This is a genomic window from Bacillus sp. FSL K6-1033 (assembly GCF_038630765.1).
In the GTDB taxonomy this organism is placed as follows: Bacteria; Bacillota; Bacilli; order Bacillales; family Bacillaceae; genus Bacillus; species Bacillus altitudinis.
The window spans coordinates 2,213,428-2,230,460 of the sequence record NZ_CP152041.1 but is presented as its reverse complement, the minus strand read 5'-3'; the positions used below and the strand labels follow the sequence as shown (position 1 = coordinate 2,230,460).

Annotated in this window: 22 protein-coding genes, 1 tRNA gene and 1 riboswitch; of the genes, 16 read left to right on the top strand and 7 right to left on the bottom strand. The window is 40.5% G+C overall.

Going from position 1 to position 17,033, the window contains the following annotated elements:
• Positions 1–41: 41 nt before the first annotated feature.
• Positions 42–284, bottom strand: a complete 243-nt coding sequence (locus MHH31_RS11410; RefSeq protein ID WP_003217440.1) for a DUF2626 domain-containing protein — start codon at positions 282–284, stop codon at positions 42–44.
• Positions 285–496: 212 nt separating this feature from the next.
• Between MHH31_RS11410 and MHH31_RS11405 the strand changes: the two genes are divergently transcribed.
• Complete coding sequence (locus MHH31_RS11405) at positions 497–877, top strand: Spx/MgsR family RNA polymerase-binding regulatory protein (protein WP_007501232.1); 381 nt, start codon at positions 497–499, stop codon at positions 875–877.
• A 55-nt stretch (positions 878–932) separates the two neighbouring features.
• Here the strand turns inward: MHH31_RS11405 and MHH31_RS11400 are convergent.
• Positions 933–1,003 (bottom strand) — tRNA-Gln (locus MHH31_RS11400).
• 99 nt (positions 1,004–1,102) lie between these two features.
• On the opposite strand from MHH31_RS11400, the gene MHH31_RS11395 reads away from it, so the two are divergent.
• The 9 genes from MHH31_RS11395 (at position 1,103) to MHH31_RS11355 (ending at position 6,645) form a co-directional block, all read left to right on the top strand.
• Positions 1,103–1,975 carry an STAS domain-containing protein gene (locus MHH31_RS11395; protein ID WP_035390819.1) on the top strand — a complete coding sequence of 291 codons (873 nt, stop codon included), beginning with the start codon at positions 1,103–1,105 and terminating at the stop codon, positions 1,973–1,975.
• A gap of 457 nt (positions 1,976–2,432) precedes the next feature.
• Positions 2,433–3,503 (top strand): competence type IV pilus ATPase ComGA, encoded by a 1,071-nt coding sequence (gene comGA / locus MHH31_RS11390; RefSeq protein ID WP_024718839.1) that lies wholly within the window; start codon positions 2,433–2,435, stop codon positions 3,501–3,503.
• Positions 3,484–4,524 (top strand): competence type IV pilus assembly protein ComGB, encoded by a 1,041-nt coding sequence (comGB, locus tag MHH31_RS11385; RefSeq protein WP_024718840.1) that lies wholly within the window; start codon positions 3,484–3,486, stop codon positions 4,522–4,524. Before comGA ends, comGB begins: the two co-directional genes overlap by 20 nt.
• 16 nt (positions 4,525–4,540) lie before the next feature.
• Entirely contained in the window at positions 4,541–4,834 is a 294-nt protein-coding gene (gene comGC / locus MHH31_RS11380) for a competence type IV pilus major pilin ComGC (RefSeq protein ID WP_008342186.1), read from the top strand.
• A complete protein-coding gene (comGD, locus tag MHH31_RS11375) occupies positions 4,827–5,273 on the top strand; it encodes a competence type IV pilus minor pilin ComGD (protein WP_096881621.1) in 447 nt (148 codons plus the stop codon). Before comGC ends, comGD begins: the two co-directional genes overlap by 8 nt.
• A complete protein-coding gene (comGE, locus tag MHH31_RS11370; protein WP_039166034.1) occupies positions 5,257–5,571 on the top strand; it encodes a competence type IV pilus minor pilin ComGE in 315 nt (104 codons plus the stop codon). Before comGD ends, comGE begins: the two co-directional genes overlap by 17 nt.
• Complete coding sequence (comGF, locus tag MHH31_RS11365; RefSeq protein WP_216894677.1) at positions 5,513–6,010, top strand: competence type IV pilus minor pilin ComGF; 498 nt, start codon at positions 5,513–5,515, stop codon at positions 6,008–6,010. Before comGE ends, comGF begins: the two co-directional genes overlap by 59 nt.
• A complete protein-coding gene (gene comGG, locus MHH31_RS11360) occupies positions 6,007–6,390 on the top strand; it encodes a competence type IV pilus minor pilin ComGG (protein WP_342494816.1) in 384 nt (127 codons plus the stop codon). Before comGF ends, comGG begins: the two co-directional genes overlap by 4 nt.
• A 60-nt stretch (positions 6,391–6,450) precedes the next feature.
• Positions 6,451–6,645 carry a YqzE family protein gene (locus tag MHH31_RS11355; RefSeq protein WP_024718846.1) on the top strand — a complete coding sequence of 65 codons (195 nt, stop codon included), beginning with the start codon at positions 6,451–6,453 and terminating at the stop codon, positions 6,643–6,645.
• Positions 6,646–6,679: 34 nt separating this feature from the next.
• Here the strand turns inward: MHH31_RS11355 and MHH31_RS11350 are convergent, their stop codons facing one another.
• Entirely contained in the window at positions 6,680–7,006 is a 327-nt protein-coding gene (locus MHH31_RS11350) for a DUF3889 domain-containing protein (protein ID WP_058336653.1), read from the bottom strand.
• A 252-nt stretch (positions 7,007–7,258) separates the two neighbouring features.
• On the opposite strand from MHH31_RS11350, the gene tapA reads away from it, so the two are divergent.
• The 3 genes from tapA to MHH31_RS11335 are packed head-to-tail and all read left to right on the top strand — an operon-like array spanning position 7,259 to position 9,267.
• A complete protein-coding gene (gene tapA / locus MHH31_RS11345; protein WP_056705241.1) occupies positions 7,259–7,786 on the top strand; it encodes an amyloid fiber anchoring/assembly protein TapA in 528 nt (175 codons plus the stop codon).
• Between the two features lie 49 nt (positions 7,787–7,835).
• The gene (locus tag MHH31_RS11340) at positions 7,836–8,408 is read left to right on the top strand and encodes a signal peptidase I (RefSeq protein ID WP_017357979.1); all 573 of its coding nucleotides are present in this window, start codon (positions 7,836–7,838) and stop codon (positions 8,406–8,408) included.
• Positions 8,409–8,466: 58 nt separating this feature from the next.
• Complete coding sequence (locus tag MHH31_RS11335) at positions 8,467–9,267, top strand: TasA family protein (RefSeq protein WP_008342195.1); 801 nt, start codon at positions 8,467–8,469, stop codon at positions 9,265–9,267.
• 67 nt (positions 9,268–9,334) lie between these two features.
• Here the strand turns inward: MHH31_RS11335 and MHH31_RS11330 are convergent, their stop codons facing one another.
• The 4 genes from MHH31_RS11330 to MHH31_RS11315 all read right to left on the bottom strand — a co-directional run bounded on the left by MHH31_RS11330 (position 9,335) and on the right by MHH31_RS11315 (position 12,534).
• The gene (locus MHH31_RS11330) at positions 9,335–9,670 is read right to left on the bottom strand and encodes a helix-turn-helix domain-containing protein (protein WP_017357978.1); all 336 of its coding nucleotides are present in this window, start codon (positions 9,668–9,670) and stop codon (positions 9,335–9,337) included.
• A gap of 33 nt (positions 9,671–9,703) precedes the next feature.
• Positions 9,704–9,868: an anti-repressor SinI family protein gene (locus MHH31_RS11325; protein ID WP_008342197.1), complete on the bottom strand. Its 165-nt coding sequence runs from the start codon at positions 9,866–9,868 to the stop codon at positions 9,704–9,706.
• A 183-nt stretch (positions 9,869–10,051) separates the two neighbouring features.
• Positions 10,052–10,849 carry a YqhG family protein gene (locus MHH31_RS11320; RefSeq protein ID WP_342494815.1) on the bottom strand — a complete coding sequence of 266 codons (798 nt, stop codon included), beginning with the start codon at positions 10,847–10,849 and terminating at the stop codon, positions 10,052–10,054.
• Between the two features lie 14 nt (positions 10,850–10,863).
• The gene (locus tag MHH31_RS11315; RefSeq protein ID WP_342494814.1) at positions 10,864–12,534 is read right to left on the bottom strand and encodes an SNF2-related protein; all 1,671 of its coding nucleotides are present in this window, start codon (positions 12,532–12,534) and stop codon (positions 10,864–10,866) included.
• Positions 12,535–12,784: 250 nt separating this feature from the next.
• A riboswitch (glycine riboswitch) is annotated at positions 12,785–12,892 on the top strand.
• 203 nt (positions 12,893–13,095) lie between these two features.
• Between MHH31_RS11315 and gcvT the strand changes: the two genes are divergently transcribed.
• From gcvT to gcvPB, 3 genes are read left to right on the top strand one after another with little or no spacing between them, the layout of a single operon-like run.
• Positions 13,096–14,193: a glycine cleavage system aminomethyltransferase GcvT gene (gene gcvT, locus MHH31_RS11310; RefSeq protein WP_342494813.1), complete on the top strand. Its 1,098-nt coding sequence runs from the start codon at positions 13,096–13,098 to the stop codon at positions 14,191–14,193.
• Between the two features lie 16 nt (positions 14,194–14,209).
• On the top strand, positions 14,210–15,556 hold the full coding sequence (gene gcvPA / locus MHH31_RS11305) for an aminomethyl-transferring glycine dehydrogenase subunit GcvPA (protein WP_251211214.1): 1,347 nt from the start codon (positions 14,210–14,212) through the stop codon (positions 15,554–15,556).
• Positions 15,549–17,009, top strand: coding sequence for an aminomethyl-transferring glycine dehydrogenase subunit GcvPB (gene gcvPB, locus MHH31_RS11300; RefSeq protein ID WP_039166001.1), 1,461 nt, complete (start codon positions 15,549–15,551; stop codon positions 17,007–17,009). Before gcvPA ends, gcvPB begins: the two co-directional genes overlap by 8 nt.
• Positions 17,010–17,033: the final 24 nt, after the last annotated feature.

Genomic DNA, 17,033 nt, shown 5'->3' with positions numbered 1-17,033 from the left:
CACGAAAAAAGCATCTCTTTCAAAAGAGATGCTTTTTTCTATTAATGTCCGGTACCGGGAACCATGATGAAAATCGAATAATATGTAAATCCGGCAAAGAAAATCGTCAAGTACGCTCCGAAAATGTAAATATACATTCTTTCGGATAAATTCAAGTAGGATAAAAATACAAAAAGAACGGTTTGACCGAAGAACAGCAAGGATGCATCTTTCATATGTCCTAAATAGAACATGACAGCAAAAATACCCGTCCAAAACCCAAGAACGCGGAACATGCGATTCATTTCTTTCCCTCCCCTTAAAAAACCCCTTTGATTCATATTATAGCTGATGATCACTTGTTATGTAAACATTTACATTTTTGACAACGTGTGAACATTCATTCTTTCGTTAGAAAAAATTTTTTTGAAAAAGTGATGAAAAAGTGTTTATGCCTAAATGCATGAGGGTACTTAGTCCATAAGAGAAAAGGTTACCGACCTAAGGAGGAAGACTAATGAGTGACATTACTTTTTATTCATACCCAAGCTGCACGTCTTGCCGCAAAACAAAACATTGGTTAAAGGCGAATCAAATTGATTTTAAAGAGCGTCACCTTTTCAGAGAAACGCCAACACTAGACGAATTGAAAAAAATCCTTTCCTTAACAACAGAAGGAATGGATGAAATTTTAGCTACTCGAAGCCAAGCTTTTAAAAGCTTAAATTTAAATATTAATGATCTAAAAGTAAATGAGGTACTTCAGCTTCTCATTGAAAAACCAAAGCTGCTCCGGAGACCTATTATCATTGATGGAAATAAATTAGTGGTCGGCTATAATCCAGGAGAACTCATGAAAATTTCAAAAAAGAAAGCGATTCATCAATCGGTTTCCTAATCAAAAACGAAGATCAGCTGAATGATGTTTCAGCCGTCTTCGTTTTTGTGCTGAACTGGGCTAGCTGGGTTCGAACCAACGATCACGGAGTCAAAGTCCATTGCCTTACCACTTGGCTATAGCCCAATATGAAACGTGTAATGCTATTGTTCACCATCTGCGGTCATTTATACATAAAAAGTTGGTTGTCACTAGTTGTAAGTGAAAAAGGAGCGAACGACAGAAATGAAAAATGAAAAATCCGAGCAATTATATGAATTTATTCTTAAAGAAGCCCCTGTCATGACCGAAGAATGGCTGAAAACAAGAACAGAAGAAGGCTCATTATACTCCAAACATGCTTCAGAGGAGACAGAAAAGAAGCTGAAAGAACAAAACACAGCATTTATCCAAACGATTGCAGCAACGTTAGTCACGCTATCAGATAAAGTAGAAGACCATCTAAAAAAGTGGTCAGTTGATATTGCCCGCGATCGAGCTGTTCATGAAGTACCTTTATATGAAATCATCGGACAATTTAAGGTGTTCCGCCACATTTTTTGTTCCAGAATTGAGACCTTTACACAACAAACGGAGCTTGAAGTGACACTCAAAGATGTGTGCGATTGGAATCAGCATTTTCACGCCACATTTGATGACATGATTGCGCGTTTATCAGAAGAGTATGACCGCGTGACGATCAATCAGCTTAATGCACAAAGAGAAATGATTCAAGAGCTTAGTGCGCCTGTTATTCCAGTTTCAAAAGAGATCGGTATTTTGCCGCTGATTGGTGAAATTGATACGTACCGGGCGAAAATCATTTTGGAATCAGTACTAGAACAGGCATCTAGACTGCGTCTAACCCATTTATTTATTGATATATCTGGCGTTCCCGTTGTTGATACGATGGTTGCATATCAGCTGTTTAAAGTGGTTGATAGTGCGAAGTTGCTAGGAATTGAGACGATTATATCAGGCATTCGACCAGAAATCGCTCAAACTGTAGTGAAACTCGGCATTGATTTCTCAAAAGTAAATACTGAACACAGCCTTGCAAAAGCTTTAGAAAAAAGAGGCTTTCGTATCTTTGAAGAGCAGCAGCAAGAAGCAACGTGAACCAAAAAATGTTACTAGTAAAAGTAACGGGTCCGTTGACAAGGAGAAACAATATAATGAGCATATGAATGAGACGACCAATTCGCATACAGATTTGGTCTCTTTTTTTATCCATAAATCAGACACGAAGGATATTCTTTATCTTCAAATCAGTAATCTATTAAGGAGGATTAAATTTGGAGACACCTCCTTGTAACAGATCATCCATAGTGAAAGAATCAAATGAAATGATCATCAAAAAAGAGGTGCCAATAGCACTTCTTTTTTATTTTCTCCTCTGAACGGAACCCGTTGTTGTAAAAGTCAAATTTTTTGATATGTCCTTCTGTTATTTATAGATGAAATACACCTCAAATTGAACATTTTCACACCTTTTCAGTCATGAAAATCATGAAATGCGTTTTTGTCAGGCACGTTCTGCCATCATACAATATGGTCACTGAAAGGAGTGAACCACTTGTATGGTATTGAATATTTGGGGCAAGAGCTGCTAGAAGAGGCGTGCCGCATGAGAGCATCTGATGTGCATATTGTTCCGAGAGAAAAGGAAGCTTCAGTCTCTTTTCGTGTAGACGCTGACCTCATTCAGCAGCGGATCATTGACAAAAAGAGCGGAGAGCGGCTCATTGCTCATTTCAAATTTTTGTCTTCTATGGATATTGGTGAAAGAAGGAGACCACAAAATGGATCATTGGCTGTGATGTTAAGACGCGGTCAAGTGTTTGTTCGGCTCTCTACACTACCAACTGTAAATGATGAAAGTCTAGTGATTCGGATTTTACCGCAGGATCATGTGCCGAAAACAAAGTATTTGTCACTGTTCCCGAAGGCTTCAGCGAGATTATTATCGTTTCTGAATCATTCGCATGGGCTCATTTTATTTACAGGACCAACAAATTCAGGGAAAACGACAACACTTTATTCATTGATTCAGTTTGCCAAAAAACATTTTAATCGGAATATTATTACCCTTGAAGATCCTGTGGAAACAAGAAATGAAGAAGTGCTGCAGGTTCAAGTAAATGAAAAAGCTGGCATCACGTATGCGGCAGGTTTACGCGCTATTTTAAGACATGATCCAGATATGATTGTGCTTGGAGAAATAAGAGATGCGGAAACAGCCAGAACAGCTATTAGAGCAGCTTTGACAGGTCATTTAGTCATGAGCACATTGCACGCAAAGAATGCAAAAGGAGCTCTTTATCGAATGCTCGAATTTGGTGTGACGATGAATGAACTCGAACAAACAATGGTTGCCATTGCTGCTCAGCGGTTAATCGAACTCGCATGTCCATTTTGCGGCGAAACGTGTGAGCTTTATTGCAAACTAAATCGGCCAGTCAGACGAACAAATGTATTTGAATTGCTTTACGGAAAGGAGCTTGGTGAGTGTATCAAAGAGGCAAAAGGAGAATACGCTCATTCGTCATACGAAACACTGCAAAGGTTAATTCGGAAAGGAGTGGCACTCGGCTATTTATCAAAAAGCACATATCATCGCTGGGTTTATGAAGAAGCGAACCTCTAAACCCTGGTCTAAAAAAGAACAAGCTGAATTCTTATCGAAACTGGCTCAGTTGATTCAAGCTGGATATACATTGGTTGATGCACTAACGATGGTGAATATTCAGTTATCAAAAAAACAGCAGCAGCGATTAACGCCAGGCATTCAGTGGCTGCTTGAAGGGGAGCCTTTTTACGTTGTACTTGAGCGACTTCATTTTCAGCGGGAAGCCGTCGCTATTCTTTGTTTTTCAGAGAAACATGGCAGCCTAGCGCGAGCTCTTGAACAAAGCGCCCGTTTTCTAGAGAAAAAAATTATGCAGGTTGACACATTCAAGCGTATGTTACGATATCCGATTTTTCTTATGTTTACGGTTTTTGTTGTGCTCATCATTGTTCAGCAAATGATCGTCCCTCAATTTTCTTTATTATATTCATCTATGAATACAAGCATGACATGGCTCATTCAAGGAATGTTTGGCCTCTTCCAATTCCTACACGCTTTGCTGCTCATGATCGGTTGTATATGTATCTGTCTTTTTGGATATTATGAGCTCTTTTTTAAGAAAAAATCGACCCTTGAGAAACTGAAAGTCATCAGCAGGCTGCCGGTGGTATTTAAAGGGGTGCAGCTGATGCATACGTATCTTTTTTCCCTTCAGCTAAGCGGACTTCTTCAAGCTGGGTTATCGATTTACGAAAGTTTGCAAGCTTTTAAACAGCAGACCTATTTACCCTTCCTTCAAGAAATGTCTGAACAAATGATAGGAGAGTTAAGAAAAGGTGAGAGTATGGAACATCAAATAAGCCGGTCTCCTTTTTTCGAAAGGCATTTTGCGGCTGTCATTAAGCATGGGGAAGCAAGTGGGATGCTAGCGAGAGAGATGTACACATATAGTCAATTTCTTTTAGAGAATGCAGAATTGAAAATTGAAAAATGGGTTTCATGGCTGCAGCCTGTCATCTATGGCTTAACAGCATTTCTTATACTCATTGTGTATTTATCTATTCTTTTACCAATGTATCAACTAATGGAACAAGTGTGAAAAGGAGGACTAAGGCATGAATGATAAAGGATTTACACTGTTAGAAATGTTAATTGTCATGCTCGTGATCTCCATTCTTTTATTGATCACCATTCCAAATATCACTCGGCATCATCAAAGCATTCAAGCAAAGGGCTGTGAAGGGCTGAAATCAATGGTGAGTACACAGGTAATGGCATATGAATTAGAGCATGACGGCAAGACGCCATCTTTAGCTGAATTAGAAAAAGAAGGCTATGTCAAAAAAGGATTAACTTGTCCAAATGGAAAGGCAATTTTCATTCAAAACGGGGATGTGAAAAATGAATAAATCGCTTTTCCAGGAGAAAGGATTTACACTCATTGAGCAGCTCTTGATCGTCATGATTTTCTCTATCTTATTATCGATAATAGGTGGAAAAGTGCCCAATATATTAGAAAGTGCTGAAGCAAAAAAGCAAGTGAACTTGCTAAAACAAGATCTTCAATTGGCATCTTATACTGCATTTATTAAAAAAACACGAGTAACTGTTGAGTTTCACCCGCCCAATGTATCTTATCAAGTCATCGAGCAGAATAGTGAGCAGATCATTGCTTCTAATCCACACAAAAAAGGCACCATCAAGCAATCCACATTTCAAAAAGGCCTTCACTTTAATAAAAACGGACATCCAAATAGCGGCGGTTCTCTCATTGTTCAATTTGGCAGTCAAATATATAAACTCACGATTTACTTAGGGAGCGGGCGGATTCATGTTCAGCAACAATAAAGGATTTAGTACGTTTGAGATGCTCTTTTCTTGCCACCTCTTTCTATTTGCTGCTCTTGTGCTCGTGCCATCCTTTGAAAAACTGACAATTGGGAAAGAAGAATTAAGGGCTAAACTGGAAGCTTATCAAATCTTACATGAGTATATGAATACAGCTTTTATAGAAGGTCAAAATGAATCAAGTACAAAGAAACGAGGCGAGATCACATATGAATTCATTTGGGGTCAGGAGAAGGGATGTGTTTCATACAAAGTACAAAAAAAGAAGACGATTTGCTTTCGACATTTGGAGCGATGAACAAGGCTTTACACTTGCTCAAGCAATATGGCAATTGCAGCTATTTTTGCTGCTTTCTTTTGGCTGCATGCTGCTTTTATCAATTGCTGAAAAAGCTCATCCGTTTGCAGAAATCAACAAATTTTCGCAAATGGAGTGGAAACAAACGGTCCTGCAATTAGAGGAGGATCTAAATTGTGCTGTCGCTGTAAGAGCGGTGAAAAATGGAACAGCACTGGAGTATATTTCAAATCAAGGGCGAGTGGTGACGATTGAGCCGTATCAAGAGATGCTTCGTAAACGAACGGATCAGGCAGGTCATCTCCCTTTATTACAAAAGGTGAAACAATTCCATGTAAGAACAAAAGAGCAAACCACCACTCTCCAAGTCACAGATGTATTTGGTCAAGTACATGAAGCTGTTTTTTTCACTTACAAAGGAGTGATTCCTAAAACGTGAAAAGAGAAGACGGGTTTATTTATCCCCACGTACTTGCTGTCATACTTTTATTTTTATTGATTCTAGGCTCGATGACCATTGGGTTTCAAAAAGAGTTGAAAAGTGCAGAGCTCACGATTTCTTTTTATCAAAAACAGCAGTTATTTCGAATGGGACTAAATGAAGCTGCAAACAAATTAAATCTTATTTGTGATCAGCCATTGAGCCCAATTGTCACAGAAGAAGGCCGAGTGACGTTGAAGCGAATTGGGTGCGATGACAGAAAAAAGCTAGTCCGCCTCTTGGTTAACATCGAGACAAAGGGTGGTGTAACTGATGAGCGGGAACTAGAGATGAATAAGGAGACAGGAGAAATCAATCAATGGATCAGCACTTATTAGCGAGTGTATAAAACGATACTCTTCTTGGTAACACTTTAAGGAAGAAGAGGTGAGTGTTCGATGAAGACAAATGATTATGTAAAATATATGACGCAGGAAATCATTAAATATATGAATACACCACGTGACGAGCGGAAAGAACATAAACAGGAAAAAATGGAGACAAAACCACCATTTTCTCAGCGTTTATTCGGTGTTCTGCCTTTTGGCTTCTCAATGATGCTAAAAAAACGTCAACGTCATCGACGAAAGTAAAAAGCCGCCAGCAGGCGGTTTTTTTCATGCCATTTTAGCTGTATTCTTCCACAACAATGACTTTATTGACCTTGTTCGAGTAAGGGTTATAGGAAATGGTGACATATACCCCAAATTCTTTGGCCTGATCTTTCAACATAATATGATATTGCTTCACGGATTCTTTCTCCCGGTGCCGATCCCACACTTTTTGTTTGAATAAAACATGTGCTAACGGATACCGTTTTTTTGCTTCTTTGACTGCCCTTGTTTCCCATTGATCTGCGGCAGCAGTGATTCCTTTTGCATCAGCTAGATGGGCGCTTTGTATCAAGGGGCTTAACAGTAAACTGAGCATGATCATGATTCTTCCATATTTCAACTAACATCACCTCACCAATTATTATCCTGACCAAATCCTGCACTTTTATGTAAATTTTTAAGAAGTACAAATGTCACAGAAAAAAATATTGAATATGGCGAAAGAATGAGAAAATGGAAGAATTTTCTCGGTAATGTTCTTGTTTAAGAACAAAATGGACTAATTTGACGTTTTGGATTTTATAGGTAATTCCTTATACTGAGTGTAATCGTTCTTTTTAAAGAACAATTGTTCAAGGAGTTGAAAGATTCAATGAAACAGCCGCTCTTTGTACTATTTTGTGCTATTTGTTTGATTTTCACTTCTTTTTTTATTACGTCTACTAACGCTTCTTTTAACGATGTCGAGCATTCGAACTTTGTCATGAAAACATGTGAAAATTTCGAAGAGACAGATCAGCATTGCCAGCCAAAGAAATGGGATAGAAGTCATTTGAAACTGATCGATCAAACGATCATTGAGGGGACAGTCTGTGCGCCTCAAAAGCTGAGCATGTCACTAAAAAATATTGGACAACCCATCGCGCACTCTGAATGGAAGTGGGAACTACATAAAGTAGAGAGTGTTCAGGTGCCATTACAAGATGGCCATGTTATTGAAAAAGGTGCTATACAGTCCCTCTCATCAGAAGAAACGACGACTGTCACGGCAGTTAAAGCAAAAACAAATGGAATCTATTTGTTTAAAATCTATTATCCTAAAGGGTTTGGTGGTTCTGAAAAGCCATTCTTTACGTCTCAACATATGCAGCTTTCGAATTGTCAAGAAAAGGCGTCCTAAATAGGGGTTGCCTGCTGAATGAAACATGATATGCAAAGGGGAGAAAGGTATGAAAAAGTGGATGAAAATGTCTGGGAGTATTCTTTACGCGCTGGTCTTCACGATGATGATTGTGTGTATTATTGTCGTGTTGTCATCAAGGACAACAGGCGGAGATCCTCAGATTTTTGGTTATGAGTTCAAGCAAGTATTATCTGGATCAATGGAACCGGAATTTTCGACTGGTTCATTGATTGTTGTGAAACATGTCACCTCACCTGAAACACTCAAAAAAGGGGATATTATTACGTTTCAAACGAAGCAAGACCAATCCTTTGTGACTCACCGCATTGTTGGGGTGAAAGGAAAAGGAGTAAATAAAGCCTTTGAGACAAAAGGAGACCACAATATGTATCAAGACGGCACGCTCGTCAAAGCGAATCAAGTGACTGCGCAGTATACGGGCGTGAACATTCCTTATGCAGGAAAGCTTCTTTCGTATGCAGGAACTTCTGCTGGGACCGCTCTTTTGCTCATTATTCCAGGGGTGATGCTGCTTGTTTATTCAACCATTCATTTTGTTGGTGCTGCCAAACATCGAAGACATACGGCTGAGTTACACATGTCAGAGGAACAAGCATAAATTTTCGTTTGTAACCTAAATCAGGTTTCAATAAAACAATTTATTAGGGGGTTCAATCATGGCAATGAAAAAATCAATTCGTTTAGGTGTTTTATCGGGAGCGTTAGGTCTTGCTTTAATTGGCGGGGGAACGTGGGCTGCATTTAATGATGTTGAGACGGCAAACGCGGTCTACTCTACAGGAGAGCTGAATCTATCTGCAAAAGAGAATTCCGGCGCCATCAACCTTGCGAACATAAAACCTGGTGACCGTATAAAGAAGGAATTTAATTTTGAAAATAAAGGGTCTCTTGCAATTAATCAAGTGCTGATGAGTCTTGATTATAGCCAGTTTCAAGATGGAACATCAGCGAAAAATGGCGGGAAGAATACAGCTGAAGAATTCCTCAGCCAATTTCAGGTGAGTGTTCTAACGGTTGGAGCCGAAGGTGGGAATGGATACCCGAAAAATATTATTTTAGACCATGCAAACCTGCTTGACCTGCATCTATTAACGTCAAAGCAGGATCAGACCGCATTTGAAAAGCTTCGTCATGCCGTCGATGAGAAGTTTTTACATGAAAGTGGTAAAATTAATGTTGCCACCGTTGATGGATCAACAGCTCCAGAGTATGACGGCATTCCAAAGAATCCGTTTGATTACGATAAAATGGAAATGATCATTGAATTTGTCAATGACCAGACGAAGGATAAAGCGGGTAACTATATCCAAAATAAATACCAAGGCGATGCGATTCAAGTTGATCTTTCCTTCGAAGCGACTCAGTGGAATGGTTTAACGATCAATCCAAAAAAGCATACGGATGAAAAAGGCTACGTGAAAGAAAACGAAAAAGCACACAGCGAAGATAAAAAATAAAGTCAGTCTTTAGACTGATAACAAGATCTGCATAGCAATTGGAGGAGTATGCGCTAAAATATGCGCATTACTCCTCTTCTTGCTTTTTTTTCCAGATTTGATAATCTAAAAATTCACGAAATTGCTTTTTCGAAACCCCTGATGTCATTGCATCTCGAACTAGTTTTTCCCATTCACTATCTAATTGACCATCGTATTCGGTTTCATCATTTTCGTTTAACAGTGTATGAACCGAGACGTCCAGAACAGCGGAGACTTTTTCAAGAAATTGAATGGAGGGGTTTGTTTGCAAGTTTCTTTCTATTGAACTTAAATAAGACTTCGCTACCCCAGCCTTTTCGGCCAGTTCTGATAGTGAGTAGCCTTTTTCATTGCGGTATTGTTTAATACGCTGGCCAATCAATGTCATCACCTTCCTTTCGATATTATAGCACATTCAGAAAGGTTTGATAGAATGACTTCTTGCCATAGGGGGAGACTCAGAGGACTTTTCGCGTGATTTGAGAAAATGACGGACTTCTTCTACTGTTAGTCCTGCTTTGCGCGCTTCGCGTAATAATTGAACCCATTCACTGTCTAATAACTTCGTTTTCTTTTCCATACAAATACCCTCCTAAAATACTGAATCGTGTATTTCAGGCACTTAACGCATGAAATGGAAAAACACAGGTGATAAGACCTCATAGATTGCTTGCGTCATGTTTCCGCCCAATACAAACAGACAAACGTGCTTTTGATTGATCGAAAATTTGATATCACATGAAAGGGAGGGAGACTCGCTAAGTCAGCCTCCTCTTTTTTGCTGTAAGTAAAAAAGTCCGCCATTTTCAATCGTAAGACTGATTTTTGGTTCGTATAAAGTTTTAAGTGCTTGTCTTTCTATTTCATATTCTACAGATGTGTCTGAAGTCCCTTCATAAAATTGGTTTAAAAGTTCCGAGTCTTCTTTCCACTTTTGAACAGCTCTTACCGCCCAATCATCCGGCTCTTCATTGGCATAACGTTTCATCAGGCTGTAAAGCCGTTTGACGCCGCTCTCTGGCTTAATCATCGTACTCATTGTGAAGCAATAATCAGGAATTTGAGACGATAGTTCACGCGCTTCCAGCTTCTCTTGAAATTGTTCGATGACTTCTCCGCGTATTAGATGAAGTCCAAGAGACAGCAGTTTATCTTTTTTACGGTCTGCCAGATAGGATATTTTGACATTGAGACCAAGCCACGGCTCCAGTGCGATCTGGCTGTTTGTGAGCGGTCTGACTTTTTCGTACAGCCGAATAAAACGGCCTTGCTGTTTCACAACCTCGAATATTTGGAATAAACGAGGGGAGCCGAAGTGGACAAATTCTCCTTCGACCGAGTCATCAGCTTTTTTTTGATCGGTGATCAAAGTCAATTGCCGCGGCTCAGGTACGCCTCCCGTTTTTTCGAGCCAATGCCAATAAAAAGGACGGTTCATGATCAATTTATCCATTTCGATTGTCAGCTGTACGGTCATGTGCCCTGCACTTTCTTCAAGTATGTCGCATTGATTTGCCTGAAAGAAACGGAGAAGAAATGTGTGAATCTCGCGCTGCTCCATTGGTCAACTCTCCTTTATGAACCTTGCTGTCTTTCTTCTAAAAGCGGTGTTTGTGCTTCTGTTAAATAGGAAGCAAATTGGGTTAATTTCTTTTTCATGTCTACGTCAGACTCGTGTTGGAAGAGAATTTGATGCAATTCTGTTTCAGCATCTTGGATATCAATTCGGGTTAAAATATCATCTAGATCGCCAATGACGTTTTCAAACAGCTGAATTTTTTCATATAAAAGTTTTAAAATATGTTCTTCAACTGTCCCGCTAGTTGCCATATTGTAAATGTGGACATCCCGCTCTTGACCGAGCCGGTGAATACGTCCAATTCTTTGTTCCAAGCGCATTGGGTTCCACGGAAGGTCATAGTTGATGATTTGGTTGCAAAACTGAAGGTTGATCCCTTCGCCGCCTGCTTCTGTCGCAATGAGCACTTGCGCTCTCTCTCTAAATAAATCTTTCATCCAGTCTTTTTTACTCCGTTTAAACCCGCCTCGAAAAGGAACCGAACTGATGCCGTTTTGCTGGAGAAACCATTGTAAATAAATTTGTGTCGCACGGTATTCAGTGAAGATAATGACTTTTTCATTTAATTGTTGAATGAGTTTAACGACTTCAAGTGCTTTAGAATTTTGTTCTACCTGGTTAATTTTCTCCATGATGTGCATCATCGCAGAAGCACCTAGAATGTGTTTTTCCTCTTCTTGCATTTTTTTAATGGTCATATAGACGGCCTCACGACTCGAACAGCATTCTCGTTCTAAGGTCATAATTGAAAACATGTGCTTCGTATAGGAAGGGTTTTCTTTTAACTTACAAATTTCATCATATAGTGCTTGTTCTGTCGGGGAGAAATCAATAGAAATCGTCTTTACATGACGCTTTGACCATTCGATGCCAGTGTCTTGTCGCCGGTTTCGAATCATCACTTTATTGACTAACTGTTTTAGCCGGTCATGGTCCTCAAGTTGAAGGTCTTTTTTGGCAAAGAGGTCTTTAAACTGTGTTTCATTACCTAAATGGCCTGGCTTCAACAGAGAAACGAGATTAAAAATTTCTCCTATCCGATTTTGGATAGGTGTGGCTGTGAGCAGTAAGCAGAACTTTTTATTCAAATTTCTCACAAACTCATAGTTTTTCGTTTTATTGTTTTTCAGTTTGTGTGCTTCATCAATAATGACCATATCGTAGGAGATGGATAAGATCGTGTCTCGATGTGGCTGTCTTTTGGCTGTATCAATTGAGGAAACCACAACATCGCACTGCTCCCACACATAGCTCTTCTTTTGCTCGACAGCATCTATGTAAAATTTTGTCCGCAGTTCTTGTACCCATTGGGACACAAGGGATGCGGGTACGAGAATGAGAATCTTCTTGGCAAGTCCGCGAATCATGTATTCTTTGATAATCAGTCCTGCTTCAACGGTTTTTCCAAGACCCACTTCATCTGCTAAAATGGCTTTCCCATTCATCTCTTCTACGACTCTTCTAGCGACTTCGAGCTGGTGTTTTAAAGGAGTAAATGCAGGCAGGTGCGCAGGTGCTTGCAGTCCTTCAAATGAATCAATGGCTGTCACTTTTTGTACTTGTGCTGCTAAACGGTACATATCCCAATTCGCCCAGGGACCGTCTGCTGTAAGCCGCTTTTGAAAATCACTTGCCCATTTTTGATCAAATATCGTTTGAATATTCAATGTGACCGCCTGCCTTTCTGGTAGAGTGATGATAAAATCGTTCTGTTTTTAAACGCTTCATTTTTTCATAGCGATTTAAAAGATGTTATATATCAATAAAAGCGAACGATAATGAATGATTATTTTAAAAATGTTAATGATTTTTCTGTTGCTCTTCATCCATTTCTAATGGTAGGATGTTGGTAAGTGATCTAGAGAATAAGTCACCCATTTTGATAGTATGTCCAATAAAGGTGAAGAATATGAGCGGATGATGGTATGGGGAGAGACCTAGCGGTTATTTTGCACTGACAGGCGCCGAAGGAGCAAGCTGAATTGGTTCAGTGAATCTCTCAGGCAAAAGTACTCTTACCGGACGCAACTCTGGAGAGTGTTTGCGCAGCGATTTTTAGCAAACCACCAAAGGGGAAAACGCACAATGATGTTGTGCTGTAAACTTTCAGGTGCAAGGACAGAGACTTCTTTTTGATAAAAGGGAGCGCTCTGTCCTTTTTTGCTGTGATTTTTTTCTGAAAATTCAGCTTGTGATGTGCACTGTAAGAAAAAAGGGGGAAACGATTGATGTTGAAACGAACACCGCTTTTTCATGCGTATGAAACGTTTGGCGCAAAAACCATTGACTTCGGGGGCTGGGAATTACCTGTCCAATTTTCTTCCATTAAAGAAGAACATGAAGCTGTTCGAACAAAAGCAGGGCTGTTTGACGTGTCTCACATGGGTGAGGTGGAAGTCACAGGTCAGGGAGCCCTTCCTTTTTTACAAAGGTTATTAACCAATGATCTGTCAAAGCTGACAGACGGTAAGGCACTATATACAGCCATGTGTTATGAGGATGGCGGAACGGTGGATGATCTGCTTGTCTACCAAAAAGAAAAGAACAACTATTTGCTTGTGATCAATGCTTCAAATATTGAAAAAGATGTGGATTGGCTGCTGAAACATCAAGGTGAGGAAGACGTTTTCATTAAAAATGTCTCTGATCAAACCGCCTTGTTAGCCCTTCAAGGACCTCTTGCTGCTGACATCATCAAAGATGTTGCGGATGAAGAGGTAACATCACTGAAGCCATTTACGTTTTTATCAAAAGCAATAATTGCGCAAAAAGAGGTGCTTGTATCAAGAACTGGCTATACAGGAGAAGATGGCTTTGAAATCTACTGCCAGTCAGAAGATGCTGTTCACCTTTGGACCGCTTTATTAGAAGCTGGACAGCCGAAAGGACTGATCCCATGTGGACTCGGTGCACGTGACACCTTAAGATTTGAAGCAAGACTCCCGCTTTATGGCCAGGAGCTCACGAAGGGTATTTCTCCTTTAGAAGGCGGCATTGGTTTTGCTGTTAAAACGGATAAAGAAGCAGATTTTATCGGAAAAGATGCACTTAAAAAACAAAAAGAAGAAGGACCGAAGCGAAAGCTTGTCGGGATTGAAATGATAGATAAGGGGATACCGCGGACAGACTATCCGGTCTTCTCAGGAGATAAGCAGATTGGTGTTGTCACAACCGGTACACAATCTCCAACATTAAAGAAAAATATTGGGCTTGCCTTGATTGAAACATCAGAGGCGCAGCTTGGGACAGAAGTGGAAGTGCAAGTTCGTAAAAAACGTCTAAAAGCCAAAATCGTCGCCACACCATTTTATAAAAGAGCCAAATAACGAGGAGGAATAGAGGATGAAGCACAGGTATTTGCCGCAAACAGAGCAAGATCAAAAAGAAATGCTGGATGTCATTGGTGTTCAGTCAATTGATGAGCTTTTCTCAGATATCCCAGAGAAAGTCAGATTCAAAGGTGCGTACAACATCAAAGAAGCCGCATCTGAAACAGAGCTAGTGCGGGAATTGTCTCGTCTTGCTACAAAAAATAAAGATACAGTGGCCTATGCCTCGTTTTTAGGTGCTGGTGTGTATGATCATTACCAGCCTGTGATTGTCGATCATGTGATTTCACGTTCTGAATTTTATACAGCGTACACACCTTATCAGCCTGAAATTTCTCAAGGTGAATTGCAGGCAATTTTTGAATTCCAAACAATGATTGCTGAGCTGACTGGCATGGATCTTGCCAACTCCTCGATGTATGATGGCGGAACGGCATTAGCTGAAGCGGCGATGTTGGCAGCAGGACATACAAAAAAGAAAAAGATTGTGGTCTCTGAGACGGTTCATCCTGAATCAAGAGCGGTGCTGAAAACATATGCGAAAGGACAGCATATTGAAGTCGTCGAGGTACCTGCGCGAAAAGGTCAGACCGATCTAGCCGCATTAGAAGAAGCCGTCTGCGACGAAACAGCAGCGGTCCTTGTACAATACCCAAACTTCTTCGGTGTTGTTGAACCATTAAAAGACATTGAACCGATTGCGCATAAAGGGAAAAGTTTATTCATCGTCTCAAGTAACCCGCTTGCACTTGGTTTACTGACACCACCAGGAAAGCTTGGGGCAGATATTGTCGTTGGTGATGCGCAGCCATTTGGCATTCCAGCTGCATTTGGCGGACCTCATTGTGGATATTTCGCTGTGACGAAAAAATTAATGCGGAAAGTGCCGGGGCGTTTAGTCGGGCAAACAGAAGACGAGAACGGTGTGCGAGGATTTGTGCTGACCCTTCAAGCGCGAGAGCAGCATATCCGAAGAGACAAAGCGACTTCAAATATTTGTTCAAACCAAGCATTAAATGCGTTAGCCGCTTCTGTTGCGATGACGGCGCTTGGGAAAACAGGTATCAAAGACATTGCCTATCAAAACGTACAAAAAGCCCATTATGCCAAGACACAGGCAGAAAAACATGGGTTACAGGCTGAAATAGAGGGCGCTCATTTTAATGAATTTGTGTTGAAACTGAATGAACCTGTGAAAGAAGCGAATGAGCGATTGCTTAAAAAAGGAATCATCGGCGGATATGACTTGGGACGGGATTATCCAGAGCTTCAGCAGCATATGCTCGTCGCTGTGACAGAACTAAGAACAAAAGAAGAAATTGATACGTTCATCAAGGAATTGGGGGATCGTCATGAATAAACAAGATCAGCCGCTTATTTTTGAATTATCCAAAGAAGGAAGAATTGGTTACAGCCTGCCTGATTTAGACGTACCTGAGGAGAAGCTCCCAGATTTATTTGATGAAGCGTATATCCGCCATGAAGATGCGGAGCTGCCAGAGGTTTCTGAACTGGATATTATGCGTCACTACACAGCATTATCTAGGCGTAATCACGGGGTCGATTCTGGCTTTTATCCTCTAGGCTCTTGTACGATGAAATATAATCCAAAGATTAACGAAAAGGTGGCACGTCTTGCAGGCTTCTCGCATGTGCATCCACTTCAAGAGGCAGACACTGTGCAAGGTGCATTAGAGTTACTTTATGATTTAGGTGACCATTTAGAAGAAATTACAGGAATGGACGCCGTGACATTACAGCCTGCGGCAGGAGCACATGGCGAATGGACGGGGCTCATGATGATTCGTGCATACCATGAAGCAAGAGGAGATCTTAAACGAACAAAAGTCATCGTGCCTGATTCTGCTCATGGAACAAATCCCGCATCTGCAACAGTAGCTGGGTTTGAAACGATTACGGTGGCATCTAATGAACATGGGCTTGTCGATTTAGACGACCTGCGCCGTGTTGTCAATGAAGAAACGGCGGCTCTCATGCTCACAAATCCAAATACACTCGGCCTTTTTGAAGAAAATATTTTAGAAATGGCTGAAATCGTCCACGGAGCAGGTGGGAAGCTTTATTATGATGGAGCGAACTTAAATGCTGTATTAAGCAGAGCAAGACCGGGGGATATGGGATTTGATGTGGTTCACTTAAATCTTCATAAAACCTTTACAGGTCCACACGGAGGAGGAGGCCCTGGTTCAGGTCCAGTTGGTGTGAAAAAGGATTTAATTCCATATTTGCCAAAGCCTGTGCTTGTGAAGAAAGAAGGTCGTTATTTCTTTGATTACGATCGTCCAGAATCCATTGGCCGTGTGAAACCGTTCTATGGGAACTTTGGTATCAATGTCAGAGCGTATGCGTATATCCGCTCTATGGGACCAGACGGTTTAAAGGCTGTAACTGATCATGCGGTGTTGAATGCAAACTATATGATGCGCCGCTTATGTGCTCATTATGATTTGCCATTTGACCGCCACTGTAAGCATGAATTTGTCCTTTCAGGTAAACGTCAAAAGAAACTAGGTGTGCGGACACTTGATATTGCCAAACGATTACTTGATTTTGGCTATCATCCGCCAACGATTTACTTCCCGCTAAATGTAGAGGAATGTATCATGATTGAACCAACTGAAACAGAATCAAAAGAAACCCTTGATGCATTTATTGAAGCGATGATTCAAATCGCAAAAGAAGCGGAAGAGAACCCAGAAATCGTACAGGAAGCACCACATACAACCGTTGTGAAACGAATGGATGAAACAAAGGCTGCACGGAATCCAGTGCTGGTTTTTGAAAGAAAATAAAAAGACTCATGGGGGCATTAGCTC

What these genes read in the sequence shown, in the direction of transcription:
- MHH31_RS11410 (WP_003217440.1), bottom strand. Translation starts at nt 284, where the DNA reads ATGAATCGCATGTTCCGCGTTCTTGGGTTTTGGACGGGTATTTTTGCT.
- MHH31_RS11405 (WP_007501232.1), top strand. Translation starts at nt 497, where the DNA reads ATGAGTGACATTACTTTTTATTCATACCCAAGCTGCACGTCTTGCCGC.
- tapA (WP_056705241.1), top strand. Translation starts at nt 7,259, where the DNA reads ATGAAACAGCCGCTCTTTGTACTATTTTGTGCTATTTGTTTGATTTTC.
- comGB (WP_024718840.1), top strand. Translation starts at nt 3,484, where the DNA reads ATGAAGAAGCGAACCTCTAAACCCTGGTCTAAAAAAGAACAAGCTGAA.
- gcvPA (WP_251211214.1), top strand. Translation starts at nt 14,210, where the DNA reads ATGAAGCACAGGTATTTGCCGCAAACAGAGCAAGATCAAAAAGAAATG.
- MHH31_RS11320 (WP_342494815.1), bottom strand. Translation starts at nt 10,849, where the DNA reads ATGGAGCAGCGCGAGATTCACACATTTCTTCTCCGTTTCTTTCAGGCA.
- comGC (WP_008342186.1), top strand. Translation starts at nt 4,541, where the DNA reads ATGAATGATAAAGGATTTACACTGTTAGAAATGTTAATTGTCATGCTC.
- comGD (WP_096881621.1), top strand. Translation starts at nt 4,827, where the DNA reads ATGAATAAATCGCTTTTCCAGGAGAAAGGATTTACACTCATTGAGCAG.
- MHH31_RS11355 (WP_024718846.1), top strand. Translation starts at nt 6,451, where the DNA reads ATGAAGACAAATGATTATGTAAAATATATGACGCAGGAAATCATTAAA.
- MHH31_RS11340 (WP_017357979.1), top strand. Translation starts at nt 7,836, where the DNA reads ATGAAAAAGTGGATGAAAATGTCTGGGAGTATTCTTTACGCGCTGGTC.
- MHH31_RS11395 (WP_035390819.1), top strand. Translation starts at nt 1,103, where the DNA reads ATGAAAAATGAAAAATCCGAGCAATTATATGAATTTATTCTTAAAGAA.
- MHH31_RS11325 (WP_008342197.1), bottom strand. Translation starts at nt 9,868, where the DNA reads ATGGAAAAGAAAACGAAGTTATTAGACAGTGAATGGGTTCAATTATTA.
- gcvT (WP_342494813.1), top strand. Translation starts at nt 13,096, where the DNA reads ATGTTGAAACGAACACCGCTTTTTCATGCGTATGAAACGTTTGGCGCA.
- MHH31_RS11335 (WP_008342195.1), top strand. Translation starts at nt 8,467, where the DNA reads ATGGCAATGAAAAAATCAATTCGTTTAGGTGTTTTATCGGGAGCGTTA.
- gcvPB (WP_039166001.1), top strand. Translation starts at nt 15,549, where the DNA reads ATGAATAAACAAGATCAGCCGCTTATTTTTGAATTATCCAAAGAAGGA.
- comGE (WP_039166034.1), top strand. Translation starts at nt 5,257, where the DNA reads ATGTTCAGCAACAATAAAGGATTTAGTACGTTTGAGATGCTCTTTTCT.